19 protein-coding genes are annotated in these 18,399 nt (G+C 35.2%); 1 reads left to right on the forward strand and 18 read right to left on the reverse strand.

Annotated elements, in window-relative coordinates:
* Nucleotides 1-2: 2 nt before the first annotated feature.
* From IGJ20_RS08055 to rpmF, 13 genes are all read right to left on the reverse strand, one after another.
* Nucleotides 3-812 (reverse strand): PTS system mannose/fructose/sorbose family transporter subunit IID, encoded by an 810-nt coding sequence (locus IGJ20_RS08055; RefSeq protein WP_002357254.1) that lies wholly within the window; start codon nt 810-812, stop codon nt 3-5.
* Entirely contained in the window at nt 799-1,698 is a 900-nt protein-coding gene (locus tag IGJ20_RS08060; protein WP_002357253.1) for a PTS mannose/fructose/sorbose/N-acetylgalactosamine transporter subunit IIC, read from the reverse strand. The genes IGJ20_RS08055 and IGJ20_RS08060 overlap by 14 nt, the downstream gene beginning before the upstream one ends.
* A 13-nt stretch (nt 1,699-1,711) precedes the next feature.
* Nucleotides 1,712-2,191, reverse strand: coding sequence for a PTS system mannose/fructose/N-acetylgalactosamine-transporter subunit IIB (locus IGJ20_RS08065; RefSeq protein ID WP_002361968.1), 480 nt, complete (start codon nt 2,189-2,191; stop codon nt 1,712-1,714).
* Complete coding sequence (locus tag IGJ20_RS08070; protein ID WP_202522562.1) at nt 2,188-4,002, reverse strand: glycoside hydrolase family 35 protein; 1,815 nt, start codon at nt 4,000-4,002, stop codon at nt 2,188-2,190. The genes IGJ20_RS08065 and IGJ20_RS08070 overlap by 4 nt, the downstream gene beginning before the upstream one ends.
* A 32-nt stretch (nt 4,003-4,034) precedes the next feature.
* Nucleotides 4,035-4,976: a hexose kinase gene (locus IGJ20_RS08075; protein ID WP_202522563.1), complete on the reverse strand. Its 942-nt coding sequence runs from the start codon at nt 4,974-4,976 to the stop codon at nt 4,035-4,037.
* A gap of 15 nt (nt 4,977-4,991) precedes the next feature.
* Nucleotides 4,992-5,987, reverse strand: a complete 996-nt coding sequence (gene lacD, locus IGJ20_RS08080) for a tagatose-bisphosphate aldolase (RefSeq protein ID WP_002357245.1) — start codon at nt 5,985-5,987, stop codon at nt 4,992-4,994.
* 22 nt (nt 5,988-6,009) lie between these two features.
* On the reverse strand, nt 6,010-7,182 hold the full coding sequence (gene agaS, locus IGJ20_RS08085; protein ID WP_104842174.1) for an SIS domain-containing protein: 1,173 nt from the start codon (nt 7,180-7,182) through the stop codon (nt 6,010-6,012).
* An 11-nt stretch (nt 7,183-7,193) separates the two neighbouring features.
* Nucleotides 7,194-7,925, reverse strand: a complete 732-nt coding sequence (locus IGJ20_RS08090; RefSeq protein ID WP_202522564.1) for a GntR family transcriptional regulator — start codon at nt 7,923-7,925, stop codon at nt 7,194-7,196.
* Nucleotides 7,926-8,310: 385 nt separating this feature from the next.
* Entirely contained in the window at nt 8,311-9,213 is a 903-nt protein-coding gene (locus tag IGJ20_RS08095) for a glycosyltransferase family 8 protein (protein WP_002382420.1), read from the reverse strand.
* A complete protein-coding gene (locus IGJ20_RS08100) occupies nt 9,203-10,048 on the reverse strand; it encodes a glycosyltransferase family 8 protein (protein ID WP_430605148.1) in 846 nt (281 codons plus the stop codon). Before IGJ20_RS08100 ends, IGJ20_RS08095 begins: the two co-directional genes overlap by 11 nt.
* Nucleotides 10,049-10,548: 500 nt before the next feature.
* Nucleotides 10,549-12,195 (reverse strand): sulfatase-like hydrolase/transferase, encoded by a 1,647-nt coding sequence (locus IGJ20_RS08105; RefSeq protein WP_430605149.1) that lies wholly within the window; start codon nt 12,193-12,195, stop codon nt 10,549-10,551.
* Nucleotides 12,196-12,252: 57 nt separating this feature from the next.
* Nucleotides 12,253-12,630 (reverse strand): hypothetical protein, encoded by a 378-nt coding sequence (locus IGJ20_RS08110; RefSeq protein ID WP_002394546.1) that lies wholly within the window; start codon nt 12,628-12,630, stop codon nt 12,253-12,255.
* Between the two features lie 21 nt (nt 12,631-12,651).
* On the reverse strand, nt 12,652-12,825 hold the full coding sequence (gene rpmF / locus IGJ20_RS08115) for a 50S ribosomal protein L32 (protein WP_002371955.1): 174 nt from the start codon (nt 12,823-12,825) through the stop codon (nt 12,652-12,654).
* 482 nt (nt 12,826-13,307) lie between these two features.
* On the opposite strand from rpmF, the gene IGJ20_RS08120 reads away from it, so the two are divergent.
* Nucleotides 13,308-14,249 (forward strand): MBL fold hydrolase, encoded by a 942-nt coding sequence (locus IGJ20_RS08120; RefSeq protein ID WP_231414695.1) that lies wholly within the window; start codon nt 13,308-13,310, stop codon nt 14,247-14,249.
* A 419-nt stretch (nt 14,250-14,668) separates the two neighbouring features.
* On the opposite strand, the gene IGJ20_RS08125 is transcribed toward IGJ20_RS08120, so the two are convergent.
* From IGJ20_RS08125 to IGJ20_RS08145, 5 genes are all read right to left on the reverse strand, one after another.
* Nucleotides 14,669-14,875, reverse strand: coding sequence for a hypothetical protein (locus IGJ20_RS08125; protein ID WP_002371958.1), 207 nt, complete (start codon nt 14,873-14,875; stop codon nt 14,669-14,671).
* Between the two features lie 523 nt (nt 14,876-15,398).
* A complete protein-coding gene (locus tag IGJ20_RS08130) occupies nt 15,399-15,929 on the reverse strand; it encodes a C39 family peptidase (protein ID WP_002371960.1) in 531 nt (176 codons plus the stop codon).
* 171 nt (nt 15,930-16,100) lie between these two features.
* Nucleotides 16,101-17,132 (reverse strand): M23 family metallopeptidase, encoded by a 1,032-nt coding sequence (locus IGJ20_RS08135; protein ID WP_141435479.1) that lies wholly within the window; start codon nt 17,130-17,132, stop codon nt 16,101-16,103.
* A gap of 250 nt (nt 17,133-17,382) precedes the next feature.
* Nucleotides 17,383-17,565, reverse strand: a complete 183-nt coding sequence (locus tag IGJ20_RS08140) for a hypothetical protein (RefSeq protein WP_002394548.1) — start codon at nt 17,563-17,565, stop codon at nt 17,383-17,385.
* Between the two features lie 371 nt (nt 17,566-17,936).
* A complete protein-coding gene (locus tag IGJ20_RS08145) occupies nt 17,937-18,119 on the reverse strand; it encodes a hypothetical protein (RefSeq protein ID WP_002371963.1) in 183 nt (60 codons plus the stop codon).
* Nucleotides 18,120-18,399 lie beyond the last annotated feature (280 nt).

The raw sequence follows: 18,399 nt of genomic DNA on the forward strand, positions 1-18,399 counted from the left end.
ACTTATTTTGAAATAACACCTAACGCAGACAATGCGACACAGACAATTAATACGATAAAAATGGCTTTAGTAGACGTCATATTCTTTTTACCTAGCATCCAATAAACGCCACCAACAATTCCTGCAGGAAGTAGACGTGGTAAAATCATATCCAAGTTATTTTGCATGTTAAGTGTTACATCCCCAATGCTTGGTGCCCATGATAGTTTCACATTAACCATCGTTGCTACTAAAGCGCCAACCATGAAGACCCCTAGTAAAGTTGCAGCGTCTGTTAAGGCAGTTAAGCGGTGTTGCATAGTTGTTACCAAAGAAATTCCTTCGCGATACGCAAATTCCAATTGTTTCCAACGGAAGACCATCACGGCAATTTGAGCAACAATCCAGATAAAGATACCAGTTGGGTTACCATTAATCGCCATGTTGGCAGCTAGCGCCCCAAAAATAGTTGGAATTAAAGCTGCGAAAATTGAATCCCCAATTGCTGCAAACGGTCCCATTAAACCAGTTTTCAAACCTGAAACTGTTTGTTTTCCAGCAATGCCTTCTTTTTCTTCAATGGCCAAATCGATCCCTGTAATAATCGTATTAAAGAAGTTTGAAGTATTGAAAAATTGCGTGTGTGTTTTCATTACTTCTTTTAATTCAGGCGTATCATCCCCATAAATTTTACGCAATTGTGGCAAAATCGTATACAAGTAACCTGATCCTTGCATTCTTTCGTAGTTCCAACCTAATTGGAAAGTAAACAAGCTTCTGCGATTAATTTGTTTAAAATCTTCTTTCGTCAATTTATAATTAGATTTCGTCATCTTCAATCTCTCCTTCGTCTGAATCATTCGCTGCATGTTCTTTTTTGGCTGCTGGCCCACTCGGAATCATTTGACCATTTTTGTAGCTAATTGCGGCTAAAGCGAAACCAATTAAAGCGACTGCTAACATTGGTAGTGCGTTAAATACACCACTGAAGTCTTTCACAACGCTCGCAACAGATGTTCCTAAAAGTTGCATGTTTGTAAAGATTGTTCCTAGTAAAGCAGTTACAGTGAAACCAAGAATTAAATAAGGGAAATGTTTTTTCACTGGTAAGTAACGTAGTAAAATTGCAAAACCGACCGCTGGTAAGACCGCCCCAGCAACAGACAAGCCATCACCTAACCATTTCAAATCGCCATTTAGGACAGATACAACTTTTTGTACTAAACCACCACCAAAAGCAAGTGCTAAGAAGACTGGAATCATTCGAGAAAGAGACCATGGTAAAGCACCCATTAAGAAGTTACGTTCAATTCCTTTGTAGTTCATATCTTCGACCATTTTATCAATCCGATGTGCAAAGTAGGTATTCGCAAAACGAGCCAAAATGTCTAATTGAATCATTAAACTAGCAACTGGTACTGCAATAGCAGCGATTGCTTGTTCAGGGTTCATTCCTAAAGACACAGAAAATGCTGTGGCAAGAATCGTACCTGAGTTAGCATCAATTTTGGAGGCACCCCCGAAAGTCCCAACTCCTAATACAGTTAATTGCATACTTCCACCAATAATAAGTCCTGCTTTAATATCCCCCATCACTAATCCTGCAAAAAGACCTGCAAACACTGGCGCACTTAATGAAGAATAAATTTGTAATTCATCTAAAATTTGGTATCCTGCGTATAATGTTAATAATAAGATCTGCCACCATAAGATATTCATTTTTTGTTCCCTCCTATTTTGTTATCAAACTCATAAAGTCTTCCGCTTTGTCACTTGGCACCATTTGAGCAATCAGATGGACACCTTTAGCATTTAACTCTTTAAAAACCTCAATATCTTGATCGACCACATTGATTGACTTAGTAATCGACCGTGTTTCGTTTGTTTGAGACATGTTCCCAACATTGATTTCTTTAATCGGCACCCCAAGTTCTACTAGTTTTAATAAACGATCTGGTTTCCGTACCACAATTAATAAACGTTGTGAGTCGTATTTTCCTGCTAAAATATTTTGAGCAGCTTTTTCAACTGGTAACACGCTTAGTTTCACGCCAGCTGGTGTTGCTAATTTCAAGCCGCTTTTTTCAATGGCATTCCCTGCAACCTCATCATCAACGACCATAATTCTGGAAATATTCAATTTTGTCGCCCATAAATTTGCCACTTGTCCATGAATCAAACGTCCATCAATTCTTACGCCAATAATACTCATTGTAATCCCTCTTTCATTTCTTTATATAGTGGTTCTTTTACTAACTGAATTTCTGGTTGGTACGTTCCTTCCGTTTCAAAAATGACGATCTCATTTTGCCCTTCTTTTAATAATCCTTTAGGAATATATAAGGAAAGCGTCGGACCAACATTCCAGAAACGACCAAGATTGGTTTGGTTAACAAAAACAATTCCTTTGCCGAATTTAGAAACATCAATAAATGTATCTTTCACTTCTGCTAACTCCATATGATACTGGTAAAAGCTTGGTTGATCAGGTTGCCATTCTCTTGAATAGTCTACCTGTTCACAGCTTGTCATAGGTAAACAATATTGTTGCCATTGCGTCATAAAATGTAAATCTGCCATGACACCCGTTCGAATCCCTTTTTTCTGAGTATCTGCAAATAGTTTATGCCCGTAATTGACACGACCCATATTTTCCATTAAAACATCGATTTGATTATTCTCTTGCGGCAGTGTAACGTAAATATCTTCGCCGATTTCCGTTTGATATTGCGTTGCTTGATGTATCTGATTGACAAATAGTTGCAGACGATCACGACCGTCAATCACTCTTAGCTTCTCTTCTGCAGCATCTTTTTCAATGCTTGTTCGGTAAAGAAGATAGCCGGTATTTTGTCCTAATTGTTCCATGGTTTGCGGATAAACGCTGACCACTGGCTGACTAATCGTTTCTAAGGTCGCAAACAAACTCACTTTGTTGGTTAAAGGAATTGCTGTTTGCGCAAAAGAATCTTTTACTAATGGTTCAGCTTGTGGTAACGCAGGGTACTCTTCGTGAAGCATTTTTTGTAACGCGAAATACTTTTCGGTTGGGTTCCCTTGTTCATCAAGTGGCGCATCATAATCATAGGAAGTGATTTGTGGTAAATCAATGGTTCCTCGTGCGGAGCAGCCATTCATAAACCCAAAATTGGTGCCGCCATGAAACATATATAAGTTGATACTGCCTAATGCTAATGCTTCTCTAACTGATTCAGCCAATTCTTGCGGATCTCGTTTAATAATTGGCTCTTTCCAACGATTAAACCAGCCATCCCAAAATTCCATACACATTAGCGGCCATTTTTTACCATGTTCTTCAAAAAAGGCTTGCATCATACCGAAATTTTCTTTGGCTTTTGAGCCAAAATTCCCAGTTACTAAAATATCATCTTCAATCATGCTGCCTGCCCGCAATGTTGCGCGCCATGGCCCGTCAGAAGTAAAAAATGGTGCTGTCACGCCACGTGCAATCATCAAATCGCGAATCGCCCGTAAATACGCTTTTTCTTCGCCAAATGAACCATATTCGTTTTCGATTTGAATCATTAAAATATTGCCACCGTTAGCAAGTTGATGCGGAACAATTTTTTCCATTAAAACATCATAATATTCCGCAACATGCTTCAGATAGGTTGGATTATTCGAACGCATCCGTCCTGGTTCATTTAATAGCCAGGCTGGAAAACCGCCAAACTCCCATTCTGCACAAATATAAGGAGACGGCCGCACAATCGCATATAGTCCAAGTTCTTGTGCTAATTTTAAAAAGCGCTCCAAATCTAATATTCCCTCAAAATGAAATGTTCCTTTTTGCGGTTCATGTAAATTCCATGGTACATATGTCTCAACTGTATTGAAGCCTAAAGCTTTCAAGTTATAAAGTGAATGATACCAATCTGAGGGATCTACACGAAAATAATGAATGGCGCCTGATAAAATTTTAAATGGTTGACCATTTAAAAGAAACTCCTCTTTAATTTCAAATCTGTCCACATTGCCACCCTTTCTAGTAAACGCTTTCAATTACTGGATAATTGCTAAATAAAGAAAGCTCTTTATTTAGCAATTTCGACTACTTGGATGTTCATAAGATGTTTCTTCACGTTCTCTACGTCTACATGCCCAGTCATTCTTTCTTGGGCATTAGCCATTCCAGCCGCCATGCCCCATTTTAGCAGTTCGGCAGCTGGGGCATCCTTGGCTAGTCCATATGCAAGACCAGCAATGGTTGCATCTCCTGAACCAACAGGATTTTTAGCTTGAATCGTTGGAATTTTTACACGATAGAACTGATCGTGATGTTTGGCAATTGCACCATCTTTTCCTAAAGATACGACAATCCATTCAATTCCAGCAAACATTGGTTTTGTTAAAGCTGTTTGTACAGCTGCTAATGGATTTTCTGAAAAATCTTGCCCTAGCAATCCTTCTAGTTCCTCTAAATTAGGTTTAATTAAATACGGTTTCCATGGTCCTTGAAGAACTTGCCTTAAACTATCACCAGAAGTATCTAGTAGCACTTTAACCTCTTGTGCGTGAGCTTTTTGAACTAATTCTTGATAAAAATCTGATGGTAATCCTTTCGCTAAACTGCCAGAAATTGTGACAATTTCTGCTTGCTTAATTAATTGATCGAAATTTTCAAGGAAGTTACTGATTTCTTCTGGGGAAACAGTTGGTCCAGCTTCTAAAATTTCAGTTTGATTCCCCTCGTGCAAAATCGCAATCGAATCACGTGTTTCTTCTTTGATTGACGTAAATGCTTGGGGGATGTTTGCTTTCTTTAACTCATTTGCAATAAACGCCCCATGAAAACCACCAAGAACGCCGGTAGCGATAACATCTCCACCTAAATCATGAATAACGCGAGTGACATTTAGTCCTTTGCCACCAGGGGTTTTGGTCACCTGACTGGTCCGATTAACGGTATCAAGCTTTAGATGATCTAATAGGTAGGAGATGTCAATTGACGGATTCATTGTTACTGTTACTATCACAGCTATGCCTCCCAATTACCCTTCGTTTACTTGAACTTTCGCATGCCAAGAGCTGGCGGTTGCTGCGATGACTTCATTTAAACTTTCAATGTTTTCTCGGCCTTCTGTTTTTAACCAATCACAAGCCGCAGTTTCTCCTGCTTCAACGAAAGGTTTCACGCCATTTTTCCACGTAGCACGGCCACATAAAACACCATTAAATGTTGAACCAGCTTCTTTAGCGAAACGTAGTGTTTCTTGGAATAGCTCTGTTGAGACACCAGCACTTAAAAAGATAAATGGTAAATCAGTGGCTTGACTTTGTTCTAAGAAATAATTCGCCGCTTCCTCTTTTGTATACGCTGTTTCAGCCGGCGCAAAACCTTCTACAAAATTCATATTAACTGGAACTTCCACTTTCAATACATCTACTTTATATTGGGGTTTAGAAAATTCTTTCATCATTTCATTCACTTTATGCGGTTTAACTTTTGCATATTCTAAAGAAGTCGCATCTGCTATTTGTGCATCATAAGAAACTAATTCTAAGTAAAATGGTAGGTCTTCTTCTGCACATTCACTTCCTAAGCGTTCAATGAATACATGTTTTTGATGATTGATTTCTGGATCCTCATCCACATCATAGTATAGTAAAAATTTAATCGCATCTGCGCCTTCTTCTTTCAAGCGTAAAACAGACCAATCTGCTAGTAAATCAGGCAATCGTCCCGGAGTTGTTGCATCATAGCCCGTTTTTTCATAAGCGAGTAACAATCCAGCCTCGGTATCGCGTGCTTTTGCAGCAGGCAATCCATATTCTGGATCCAATAAAATGGCAGACGCATAAGGTGTCAATTCTTTCGAGACTAATTCTTTAAACGTTTCAATTTGTGCATCAGTTGGCTCTACATCTAGCGCTTTGATCATTTTTTTCAAGGCACCTCGTTGATCAATGGCCAACGCGCTAATGATTCCTTCTTGGGTTGACAAACGATCCATTGCCGCTTTTTTTCCAGCTGTTAACGTAAGCATAGTTCCTCCTCCAAATGTTGTATTATTTATAGTCATAAATCGTTACACCTTTAACCACACGATTCACTGTACCTGTCGGTGAAGGGGTATCCGGTTTATTTCCAACTTTAATAGATGTTAAAAGTGCGACTGTTTGGGCTATCATGATATCTGCTAATGCTAAATAGCCATCAGGTAATAGAGCAGTTTCTGCGGAATATTCAATAGTTGAACCTGAGAAATTACGTTTGCCAGGTTGAGCAATCGCAAAAACACCCGCCGCAATTTCGTCACCGTGAACTTCTTCTAAGATATCCAAGTCATAATCTCTTGTGTATGGTGTATTATTAACAAAACCAAACATTATTGTTTTTTCATTAATAAATGATTTTGGTCCATGACGGAAGCCCATAGAAGAGTCAAAAATTGTGGCAACTTTGCCGGCTGTTAGTTCTAAAATTTTCAATTGCGCTTCTCTTGTCAAACCAGCTAAACTTCCAGAACCAACATAAACAATTCGTTCAAAATCAAGGTTAACAATTTCATTTAATTCTTCTTCACGGGATAGCACTTCTTCACCTAATTTAATTAGAGCGGTTACATAATCTTGTTTTTGCTCAAAGGCTGTTTGATCAAAGAGTAGTAATGTACCCAAGGTCATGCAAGAAAAGCTACCAGTCATCGCAAAACCACCATCATTGGAACGTGTTGGCATTAAGAATAAAAAGCTGTTTTCTTCTTTTTGGCTTATTTGTGCCAGTTGTCCTTCTTCGGCACAAGTAATCGCTAAATGATGAATTGTTTCAACCACTTGATTAGCTACTTCAACTGCCGCTAAACTTTCAGGACTATTTCCACTTCTTGCAAACGAAACTAACAATGTTGGTTCGTCTTTAATCAGATAATCTTCTGGTTTGGCCACAATATCCGTTGTCCCAATACTTTCGAATGAAAAGGCTTGTGTGTCGCCGTGTGCTCGGAGATAAGGTACAACCGTATCACCGACATATTGCGAAGTCCCTGCTCCTGTAAAAATTACTCTTGTGCGTTTTCCTTGCGCTTTGGCCTGGACTTCTTTTAAAAAGTTTTCCAAAGCTGTTTGATTTTCATGATAAAGTGTCACGGTTTCTTGCCAAAGCTCAGGTTGCTGACGAATTTCACGTGTCGTGATTTCCGCTCCTAGTTGTTCTAGTTCTTCTTTTTCTGCTGTAAACATACTTAACTCTCCTAACTATTCCGAATATGGCGTATCTGATAATGAAATTGGTCTGCTCGCGCCACACTCAACGTAAATTCAATAATTTCATTTTTCATATTATATGTCTGGCGTGCTAAATGAAGGACTGGCGCTCCTTCTTGAATCATCAATAATTTGGCATCTTCTTTTGACGCAATGCTAGCGTATAATTCTTCATCAGCTAAACGAACGGTTTGCTTAAAATCTTCCGAAAATAGATCATATAATGGTTTGCTACGTAGTAATTGATCCGTGAGTGATAAGAAAAATTTCACAGGCAAGTATGTGTCTTCAACCATTAATGGCTCGTTATCAGCAATCCGCAACCGACTTAATTTAAAAACTGCCTCTCCTAACGACAGATTCAAATGCTGACAAATAAATTTATCCGCTTCCAATTTTTCGAAGGATAATATACGGGTATGTGGTTTTCGACCCAGCCCTTTCATTTGTTCTGTAAAACTATATGCGCCAGCTAAATCAGCGGCCTCTTTTTTTATATCTGAAACAAATGTTCCTTTGCCATGACGACGATAGATGGAACCTCTATTTTCTAGTTCTTGTAGCGCTAACCGGACCGTCGTCCGACTCACTCCATATTGTGCAGTCAATTCACGTTCAGAGGGCAACTTGTCATGAGGAATCATGCATGTTTCGATTCGTTCCTGCAGCAAATCAACAAGTTGATGATACAAAGCTTTGTTTTTAAAGGCATTTTCCATAACTTTCTCCTTTACCCTAACTGGTTATAACCACAAACCAATAGTACGGTGGTTTTTTTTATTTTGTCAATAAAAAGTATTAATAAATATCTTCATACCGCTATAACCTTGAAATGATAACGTTTACATTTTTTTATTTTTCTTTATTGTAATATTTTTTTCCTCAAGAAATCATTTTTTTATAAAAAACCATCCTTAAATATGATACCAGTTAATGGCTTTATTTTAAATAAACAAAAAAGAGTATGAGACAAAAATCACTTTAGATTTTTGTCTCATACTCAAAATCTGAAAAACAGTTCGATCCCGACTTCTTCGTTTCTATTGTTTGGTTCTGGCAACAACTAACAAGTAACTGATTTTACGAAATCCATGACAATATTCATTATTGAGCATATTCAATCCTTCTGCTAATTTTCGTATAAGATAAATATTGATTGAATGTGTTGACACAACGAAAGGCCGTCCTATTCGCATATTGATCATAATAACGCTTGGTATACCACTGAAATTCTTTCGTCCAAGGTTTGACATGGCCAGTAAAGTGGATAATGGATGGTGCTCTTCTCGTTTCTTCATATTGTTTTTCTCCATAAATAGTTGGATGTTTTTTCGCTTTTGACAGAATATAACCTTGGGCGTTCCACTTAGGATGCAACAGGGTCCAACGGTCGTGTAAAACCGCATTCAATGCATCTTGATCATGGAAACGTAATTTATCTGGATTTTCTTCAATAAATCTTAAGACTTTAGTGGTTACATCTAAATTCAACCATTTTTTAACATCGATTAGCAACAAGCCTGAGTTAAAATAACACATAGATTCTGCAGGAATCGCCATTTTTTCCAAACGTTGATGGAACCCTGCATCTTCAACAGCGGCGATGATATTTTCACCTAAATCAACTGTCCATAATTTTGCGACATCATCTAAGGCAATCATGTCACAATCCATATACAACAGCCGTTCGATCTGGCTTCCTCTAAACAGCTCTGGAATAGCAATCCTGTAGTAAGCTGTTTTGGGAATTCGTTCACTGGTTACAACATTTTTGAAAAAATGGGGGTTGATTTTTAAAAATGTTAACTCTGCATTGATTTGGGTATGTTTAATCGTAAAATACAGTAGTTGCTTGCTTTCAAAATTGATATTGTCATCAATCACATAAAAATGAACAGCTGCCGCTGAAGGACTATTTTCTAAAATTGAAACAAACATAGCAGCAAGATGCGGTACAAAGTTGGTATTGCAACAGGAGACAATCGCTAATTCTTTTCTATTTTCCATTTCTTGCACCTACTTTCTTTAACTTGTTTAGATAAAGAGCTGAATAAGGATGATTTTCTAACGTATTCCAAGGTTTATCGTGTCCAGTAAAATGAATAATCGCTGGCTCTTGATTTCCCGCTGTATATAATTTTTGATAGGCTTCATTAGGCGCTTCATGACGATTAAAAACTAAAGACGTCTGCATATTCCATCTTGGTTCTAGAGCTAGCCAATCTTCATAAAGAACAGCGTTTAAAGCATCTTGATCATGATAAACTATGTGGTCCCCATTTTCTTCTAGATACTGAATTGTTTTTTGCGTGATTGCTTTCTCGTTCCATCGGTCAATATCAATAATCATAACTCCTGAATTAAAATAATAATCGGAGGAATCGATGCCCAAACGTTTCAAGGCATATGCTTGACCAGGATCAATAACCGCACCAATCGTTTGGTTCACTAATGGCGTATCATACAACTGGACAATATCATCTAAAACAAGCGTATCTGCATCTAAATAAAGAACCTTTTTATAGCTATATTTTTGTAAAAGTGACGGTAAAGAAATGCGTAAGTATGCGGTCGTTGTAATATGATCACTCACTAAAAAATTTTGATAGACTTCTTTGTCTGCTGTTAGAAATTCAACAGTTGCATTCTGTGAGTTACTACTAACCGTTTCTCGGAGTGCTTTTTTGCTAGATAGCGACAGCCCATCATCAATCACATAAAAATGAACAGGTCTCTCCGCATGACAATTTTCTAAAACAGTTGTCATCATTACATTCAAATAAGGAGCATAATTTTCGTCTGAAGCTGTCACAATTGGCACAATCTTCTGATTTTTTCTCATCAAAACCACTCTCCTCTTTTATTTTTATAGCTAAGTTCCTATTCAGAATAGGCCCTGAAAAACTTATCTGCAAATCATATGCTCATTATTTTATAATATAATTATAATAAAAATATATTTTATGGCTATAAAATAATTTTGTTTTGCGTTAATAACTGTTAAAAAAGCAACATTTCTCTTACTTTATCCTCAAAAATACTATTTATTTAATACTTGTTTTACTAATTTTTTTATCTAAAAATCCGCCTGTTGTATTTTCTGTTGATGATAATTTTAAAATGTATAGCGAAACTTAATATAAATTCTAAACTGACTTCTTACTCAATAAAAGAGCGAAAGAGCCTGGGACAAAAATCACTTTGGATTTTTGTTCCAGGCTCAAAACCGGATAAACGGCGGGAACAGAACCAATTCCTTCGAAAATAAACGGCTCTGTTCTGACATCCTTCACTTCATACAAGATCCTTTTTCCCTTACAAAAGTTATCCTTCTTAAATGATCTATGGCGTAGTCGGATAATTTTGGACTGTCGTTTGATTGCCATTTTGACTAAACAAACTGGTTGATTGTGCATTTTTTTGTTTTTCTACTTCTAAGACTTTGTTTTTTTCAAAAGCCACATCATAGTTGTAGTCCTTTGGTTGCACTTCTTGGAATCCTTGTGGTTTATAAAAACGTAAAAGGTTTTCCTGATTTAATTTGTCAGATAAACTTAACGATTTTTTCACCCAATCGTTATCTTTCGTGACTTCTGCTTTTAAATCTGCTGGAACTTGGTCTAATTTTTTTCCTTGATTATTGTAGATTTCCCCACCTAGATAAGAAAATTGAGGCGTTACAAAATCGCCATTTCTAAAAGGAACCACTTGTTTATATTGAGGAGATAAAAGGTCCGTGCCAAAATGGATATAATTTTTATCATCGACACCTAAAAGATGGTACAGTGTCGGTAAAACGTCAATTTCCCCACCATATTCGTGCATGATTTTCCCTTGCGTATAGCCTGGCATGTAAAACATCAAAGGTACTCTTTGCAATTGCGCATTGTCATAGTTTGTCCACGTTTTTGGATCGCGGTTGAAGGCTTTACATAAGTCCTTGTTGTTCGCATCTGAAATACCGAAGTGGTCACCATAAATAACAAAAATAGAATGATTGTATAAACTTGTTGTTTGCAAGTAATGGAAAAATTGTTCTAGCGATTGATCCAAATAGTGCGCTGTTCGAACATAATCATCCACAATCGAATTGCCTGTGTTCAATTTAGGAAACGGGAAGTTTTGGTCATCCGTATAATAAGGGGTATGATTGGTCACAGTTAAAAACTTCGCATAGAATGGCTGCTGTAAATGCTCAAGCTCACTAGCTGATTCACGCAACAATTGTTTATCTAAAATACCGTAACCTAGCATTTTGTCATCTTTTGAAAAATATGACCGATCAAAAAAGTATTGATAACCTAAGTTTTTATACACATGGTCTCGATTCCAAAAACTCCCCACATTCCCATGGAAAACAGCGGTTGTATAGCCTTTTTGTCCTAAAACTGCGGGAGCCGCTTCGAAAGTATTGTCTGATCCTAATTGTGTAAAAAGAGAGCCTTGCGGTAACCCGAATGTTCCTGTTTCCAACATGTTCTCCGCATCACTCGTTTTTCCTTGCCCTACTTCATGAAAGAAATTATCAAAACTGATTGTCGCTTTGTTTTGATAGAGCTGATTTAAAAACGGTGTAACCTCTTGGCCTTGGACTTTCATATTAATCAAAAATTGTTGAACAATTTCTAAAATGAATCTGTGAGGAATACAGATACTAGTTTGCCCTGGTTCTGATATCCATCCTGTTTTCACCGCAATTTGATCTGGACTATTATCTTTTTTTACACGAACGTGCCCATTTTTAACTTCTATAGTATTATATTGCCCTTTTGATGGATAATATGTTTTGATAAATTCTTTTGAATCATCTAAATTTATACGCTCAATCTCTTTCCCATCTATCTTGACCACAGCATATTTAGTGTCGTCAAAACTTTTGGAGTTAAATGGCTTATTATGAAAAAAAATAAAATATGGAGAAAAAGAGATAGCTATTAAAAAGATAATAACTATTATGTCTCCTTTTTTCATCAGACCCTTTCTATACATTTTTATTAAGAATTAGTGAACTGTTTTTCCATTTGTTTCTGAACATCTTGTCTTTACTCACCTTTCTTCAAGAAATTGTTGAATTTGAATCCGTACATCATAGTCACAATCTTTGTCATTCAGTAATAATATTAATTCTTCTTTTAAACAAACAGGAACTTCCCAAAAACCATCTATTTTCCGGAAATAATCAGGGTCATAATTTTTAAAAAATGGGTACAATTTTAAAAATTCTTCAAAAGATAAATCATATTCTTCATAAAAGTCTTTAACTAATCCTTTTTTAAGAGCCTCTTCTGTTGGAGTGCCATTTTCATTAATAATATTCTTCATAACCATTATTCTGTATAATTCAGACTTATCATATCTTTCTTGTTCATAATCTTGATAAAATTTAAAGCTCTGTTCCACAAGTGGCGGATAAATAATATTCATTTTCTTCAATACTATTACCTCCTATTTTTTATCCATCACTTTTTTTCCACCATAATAGCCTTTTAAAGATACATGATGACTTTTACGATAATCACCAAGATTCTCATCAAACGAAATTTCAGGTTTTATTAATTTTCCATGTGTTCGACGCAATCTTTTTTTTGATTTCGATGTTCTTCTCGCTGGTACAGCCATATTTATTACCTCCTAAATTATAAACGTTTCTAAAATACTTTCCTAATTTGTAATCAGATTTGAATATTTAAAACATACTATTGATACACTAATAAACCGTAACACGCAATTGTGCATTACAGATAAAAAATACAAATCGTAATGATTACGTTTTAACAACGATATCTTATCAACCTTTTTTTAATTTGTCAATATCTTTATTTACATATTCTTATATATAAATAAATCACCTTCCCAACTTGAGTACTTACTTATATTTACCAAATGCTAATGGATTCAATCTGTAAGCATTTGCTTTCTTGATAATTGTTAACTAAATAAATTTGTACAACAAAAAATTCAATATATGCTGATGTGTGTACTTCACTAATAACAATTTTTATTTCATGCCTTTTTTGCTTGACCAAAACAGTAAAATTAAATATAATTCAAATGTAACTTAATCAGTTACATTAATATCAGGAAAAAGAAAGAGGTTTTTTATGAAAAAAATAGGATTGCTTTTATTCTCTATTGGACTTACTTCTTTGTTATTATCTTCTTGCTCAAATTATAATATGAGAAAAGATAATAACAGTAGCATAAGCACTAAGACTTCTAATGAGGAGGAAAATATAATGTACAAAAAAATACAAGGTATCGATGCTACTTATTTAATAATGAATCCTGATCCCGTGTTTGGCTCTACTGCAACAATTATCGAAAAAAACGGTAAGGGACTTTTAGTAGATACGCAATTTTCAAAAAAGGACGCAGATAAAATTGTCCAACTTGTAAAGTCAAACAATATTGATATTGAAACAATTTATATTTCATATAGTGATCCTGATTATTACTTTGGAACAAATCAAATAAAAAAATCTTTTCCTAAAGCAAATGTAGTAGCCACAGCTTCTACGATTTCACGGATTAAAGACACTTATAAATCAAAATTATCCGTATGGGCAGATACATTAAAGGAGAACGCACCAGACAAAATTATTATTCCAAATGAAATAAAGGAATCAATTAATTTAGAAGACGTAGAGTTTGAAATCTTTGGTAATGATATAAAAAAACAAGCACTTTATAATAAAAACGATCAACTATTGGTAGGCGGTGTTTTAGTTTCTACTGGTAGCCACTTATTTATGGCTGACACTAAATCTATTGACAGTCAATTACAATGGATAAATGATTTAAGTGAATTAGAATCCTTATCACTAAGAACAGTTATTCCTGGTCATTTTGAAGCTGGAAACCAATTTATGCCCCAAAATATTAAATTTACGAAAGAGTATATTGAAAAATTTATTACAGCTGAGAAAGAGAGCAAAGTAAGCAGTGAAATTATCACTAAAATGAAAAACTATTATCCAAAATTACCAGAAGGAAACCTTGAAATGAGTGCTAAAGTTGTAACCGGTGAAATGGATTGGGAATAACACTTTTAAAGTCACTAAGAATAGAGGGCAAGTTCATCGACGGATGAATTTGTCCTCTATTCTTAGTATATTTTACTTGTTTAGTATCTACTTTATTTGGCACGTTAGTTTGAGAAACTTAAACAGTATAATTCACTCTTTTATTACTTATCTCTGCTTTTATGTAAGACTTAGCTTCAAATGGTTGTGGAACTTTACCTGAAACTTCCCAATTTATTTTCTGATGTTCTCCATTTTACTTTACAAAGTCGGCAGAATACTTATACGAATAACTACCCTCTACCTCATTTCCAAGTGCATCTTTTTGTTACAACTTCTTCAGGAGTTAGTACATAGGTGGTGACGATTTTGTACGTACTATTATAATATTTGTAACCGAAGTATTGTATAAGTTTAGCCTTTTTTGTTCTTTTTCATACTTATACTAATTGTCCATTCAATTTAGCTTTAACAAGAACTATCACTACTCCGATAATTATTAATAGCCAGCCAATAATTGCTAAAGGTTTATTCGTGGTACGGTAAGGATAACCCCAATTCCACCCCCAAACAAATCTTGTTGTCATCATTAAAAGAATCAAGCCAATCGCTGCAATAATACTGCCAATAAGTATTACATAATCCATTTTGGTTCCTCCTCAATTTCTCTTGCTTGAAAATATATTTTACAAAGTACATTTATATAGAAATCTAACTTTTATCTACAAATGAATATAAAAATGCATTGAACTAAAAAACTAATCTAAGGTAACTGTTTATAGAGACTAAGCTTTATATAAATTTAGAAATAATACCTAAAAATAAAAAAATATTTTTGCTGTTTGTTCTTTTGTTTTTGTCTTTTTAAATCTCTTAATTGTTTTAATGACATCTAATATAATAGTTTAAAGCAGAGCCTATAAGTATTAATAACTTGCCTTCAATTGTTTTAACCATTAAACTAATTTCACTATATTAAAAACTGGAGAGATTTTTTTGTTTTACTTTCCTCCTTTGTTTTTTTGTTATGTTTTATAAACACTAAATATACTCATATAAGAAAATACAACAACAGAGTGTACAGAAAGGAAAACTTTTCTGTACACTCTCGTATGACTTTAATTTTAAAGGTGCTTTCATTTATTCCCATATAGTACTGAAAAATAGGACTTAACGAATTACAACTGCAAAATTCCTCTCATTATATATACTTTCAAAGGTATTTTTATTGATCCAATATTTACCGGAAATCGGATCAGATACGTGAACCGTTCCATTTTTTAAATCGTAGCCATCTAATGTCACTGCATGATTATTATTTACCGCTTTACCAAAATCCCATATTCCCCATCGTGCCGGTTGAAATTTTATCGTCACCCAAGCAACAATTGGATTATTATTTTTCACTTCCTCTAGTAATTCATCTAAAGAATGACCTGACATATCTTGTACATCTCCATATACTTTTCCCCATTTTACTAAAGGCACAGGATAGATAGCAGAGTAAGTCCATGAGTTTTCAACAAAAGGACTACCTACAAATCCATCATAAGGATTTCCATTAGGAGAGATAGGAATTGTTTTTAAAAATTTGATTAAGTCCCAATCAGGAATTTTTCCTTTATACTGTAAGCCTTGTAATAGTGAAGCCCCCTCACACCCACTAGGCGCTCCTAAGGCATACTGATCATAATTTTTCACTCCAAGTAAGTTGTAATCTTCAGAAGCAAAAGCATTGGTACCAACTATAAAGAATAAGCCAAGTAAAGGTAGAATAAACGATTTTTTTAGTATAGTAACTGTATTTCTATTTATACTCGTTCACCTCTTTAAAATTCATTAAATGCATAATCCTACTGTCATTTTCTAAATTTAAAATGGATTTGACTGTGAAATACCTATTTGCAAGCGATCCAACGGTTCTCCAAAGATTCCTGCATAACTGTCTAGTCCAGGAATAGAACCATTATCTGCACTTACTTTTAACCAGCCTGATCGTTTCGTAGTTTGTGAACGATAGTAAGCCTGTGATAATTTTTCTCCCTTAGGAGTTATATAGTTTAGCTGAACACCATCAATTGCTTGTCCAGGCATACCTGCCGCTCCATTTACTGTATCGCTCTTATCCCCTTTACTTACCCAAGGCAACCATCCGCTTTGAGCCGTGTGAACACGATATTTCATTTGCCCTTTATCTACCTTTATATAAAGCATATCATGTTGACGATTAGGGTAACCTGCGAAACCATCATTGGTATTGTTAAAGTTGGTTACTTCTGGTAACCATGAACCTCCGAGGACCCGCAATCCGTAACGAACATTTGTTGTGAAATTTTTTGGTCCTGAATTTGGAGGCGTAGGCGTAGATCCTCCTTGAAGTATAGGAATTGGGTTAAACCAAGTGCCATCATCTTTATTCCAAGAAGAATGAGCAGAACGCCATTCTTTTTTTGTCATTCCTAAATGTAAATGACTAGAAGTAAACTTTCCTATCAGCTGTCCTTTTTTAACAGTTTGTCCAGTGCTAACTTTAATATCTCCAACATTTCGGCTAAATTCTTGATAAATCACATTTGTGTTTCCCGCTTGTAGTACAATAAATGCACCTAATGAGCCTCCACCTACAGGATCCCAACCAGCATATAAAATTTTACCATCATGCACAGCATACACACTGCCATTTCCATAAATAGCAGAACCAAAGTCAAACCCATCATGGAAATAAGTACCTCCTCGGTTAAATGCAGTGTTCCCGAATTGTTGTCCTTCTTCATATCTTCCCGCATATGGTTTGCCCAGTGGCCACGACCACTCATTAGAAGCTGCGTTGACAGAATAAGAAGAAAACGCCAAAGAAACAACGATAGATAATACCCCTAGAATAGAAAGTAAAATATTTTTCATAGAAACCCCTCCTAATTAATATTTATTACAAGACTAACGTACTGCGACACACGATTTACAGAGTATCCCCCAATGTTATTGGATTTTAGTCAATTGATCTGATTTTATAGTTAGGCACCAACTTAATGATTCTTTTAAACAAAAAATTTGATTTAACAGTATTTTTAACTAGTACAACAGGTACTTCTAGAACTAATTCATCTAATGCTTCATGAGATAGATTAATAACAACCAGAACCTTAATTGTGATTTATTTTTTTATTTTACTAACATAAAGTCCTATTACAAAAATAATGGTTCCTACAACAGAAATCGCAAAAGAATTTAATAGTACTTTTTGAAAGGCTTCTCCTTTAATTAAAAACCAAATACAAGAGCTTAGTAATATTACAAAGAACGAATATAACACTAAAACCACATCTTTATTTTTCATTAAAACCACATACACCTTCCAAAACTCCAAATTAGTGACGCTGCTGCTGCCGCAGGCAAAAGACCTTTAAAAGCATACTTTGCTACCAACTTAGCTACTTCTGCGGCTGCTTTTCTTTGTAGAAGACCTACAATACCACCACTAAGTAGACCTTGTATAGCAGAAACTCCTAAAGTATCTTGGATGGCTGTGATAGCACATTGCTTGGCATCTGCACGTTTAAATCGCGTTTGTTGAATATCTTCTTTTACTTGATTTTCAAGTTTAGTTAACTCAGCCGCATGACCATATTTAGCATATAAAACATTGAAATTTAAAGATTCGACGTTACCTAAATCATCATAGGTTACTGCATTATCAAAAATGGAATTTCAATCGTTTTCAAATTCTCTAGAGAATTTTTCTTGTTCAACAGTATTCAATGGCTGTCTCTCTAAATTTTCATTCGTAGCAGCATAAACACTTGCACCAGCACTAGCAAATATACTCAATGCCATAAGTAACGTCATTGCCAAACAGAAGAACTTTGATTTTTTAGAAAAAGTAATTTCCATGTTTAAGTCCCTACTTTCTTTTTTTGTTGGTTACAATTATAGCGATATTAAAGATAGTTTGCTATCAAAATCCCTATTTAACGTTTATCCCATCTTAAAAGAACGCAAACTTCTTAGAATTGTGTTTTCTTTTGTTCTTCGCCAGTTCCTTTTAAACATTAAACTGAATTAAATATATAATAGAGACAGTTACTTAGGGGAGAACCATTACTAAAATTTTTCTTACTGATTTTTATTATCTAAAAACACACTCTTTTGAAATTGAGAATTACTTCTGACA

This window comes from Enterococcus sp. DIV0294, from assembly GCF_050558155.1.
GTDB lineage: Bacteria > Bacillota > Bacilli > Lactobacillales > Enterococcaceae > Enterococcus > Enterococcus faecalis.

Excerpts from the sequence above, each read along its gene's own strand:
- IGJ20_RS08135 (WP_141435479.1), bottom strand. The coding sequence starts at position 17,132 with ATGAAAAATATTTTACTTTCTATTCTAGGGGTATTATCTATCGTTGTT.
- IGJ20_RS08120 (WP_231414695.1), top strand. The coding sequence starts at position 13,308 with ATGAAAAAAATAGGATTGCTTTTATTCTCTATTGGACTTACTTCTTTG.
- IGJ20_RS08055 (WP_002357254.1), bottom strand. The coding sequence starts at position 812 with ATGACGAAATCTAATTATAAATTGACGAAAGAAGATTTTAAACAAATT.
- IGJ20_RS08110 (WP_002394546.1), bottom strand. The coding sequence starts at position 12,630 with ATGAATATTATTTATCCGCCACTTGTGGAACAGAGCTTTAAATTTTAT.
- IGJ20_RS08090 (WP_202522564.1), bottom strand. The coding sequence starts at position 7,925 with ATGGAAAATGCCTTTAAAAACAAAGCTTTGTATCATCAACTTGTTGAT.
- IGJ20_RS08145 (WP_002371963.1), bottom strand. The coding sequence starts at position 18,119 with ATGGAAATTACTTTTTCTAAAAAATCAAAGTTCTTCTGTTTGGCAATG.
- IGJ20_RS08125 (WP_002371958.1), bottom strand. The coding sequence starts at position 14,875 with ATGGATTATGTAATACTTATTGGCAGTATTATTGCAGCGATTGGCTTG.
- lacD (WP_002357245.1), bottom strand. The coding sequence starts at position 5,987 with ATGCTTACGTTAACAGCTGGAAAAAAAGCGGCAATGGATCGTTTGTCA.
- rpmF (WP_002371955.1), bottom strand. The coding sequence starts at position 12,825 with ATGGCTGTACCAGCGAGAAGAACATCGAAATCAAAAAAAAGATTGCGT.
- IGJ20_RS08105 (WP_430605149.1), bottom strand. The coding sequence starts at position 12,195 with ATGTATAGAAAGGGTCTGATGAAAAAAGGAGACATAATAGTTATTATC.
- IGJ20_RS08095 (WP_002382420.1), bottom strand. The coding sequence starts at position 9,213 with ATGGAAAATAGAAAAGAATTAGCGATTGTCTCCTGTTGCAATACCAAC.
- IGJ20_RS08100 (WP_430605148.1), bottom strand. The coding sequence starts at position 10,048 with ATGAGAAAAAATCAGAAGATTGTGCCAATTGTGACAGCTTCAGACGAA.
- agaS (WP_104842174.1), bottom strand. The coding sequence starts at position 7,182 with ATGTTTACAGCAGAAAAAGAAGAACTAGAACAACTAGGAGCGGAAATC.
- IGJ20_RS08065 (WP_002361968.1), bottom strand. The coding sequence starts at position 2,191 with ATGAGTATTATTGGCGTAAGAATTGATGGACGTTTGATTCATGGACAA.
- IGJ20_RS08140 (WP_002394548.1), bottom strand. The coding sequence starts at position 17,565 with ATGAAAAATAAAGATGTGGTTTTAGTGTTATATTCGTTCTTTGTAATA.
- IGJ20_RS08060 (WP_002357253.1), bottom strand. The coding sequence starts at position 1,698 with ATGAATATCTTATGGTGGCAGATCTTATTATTAACATTATACGCAGGA.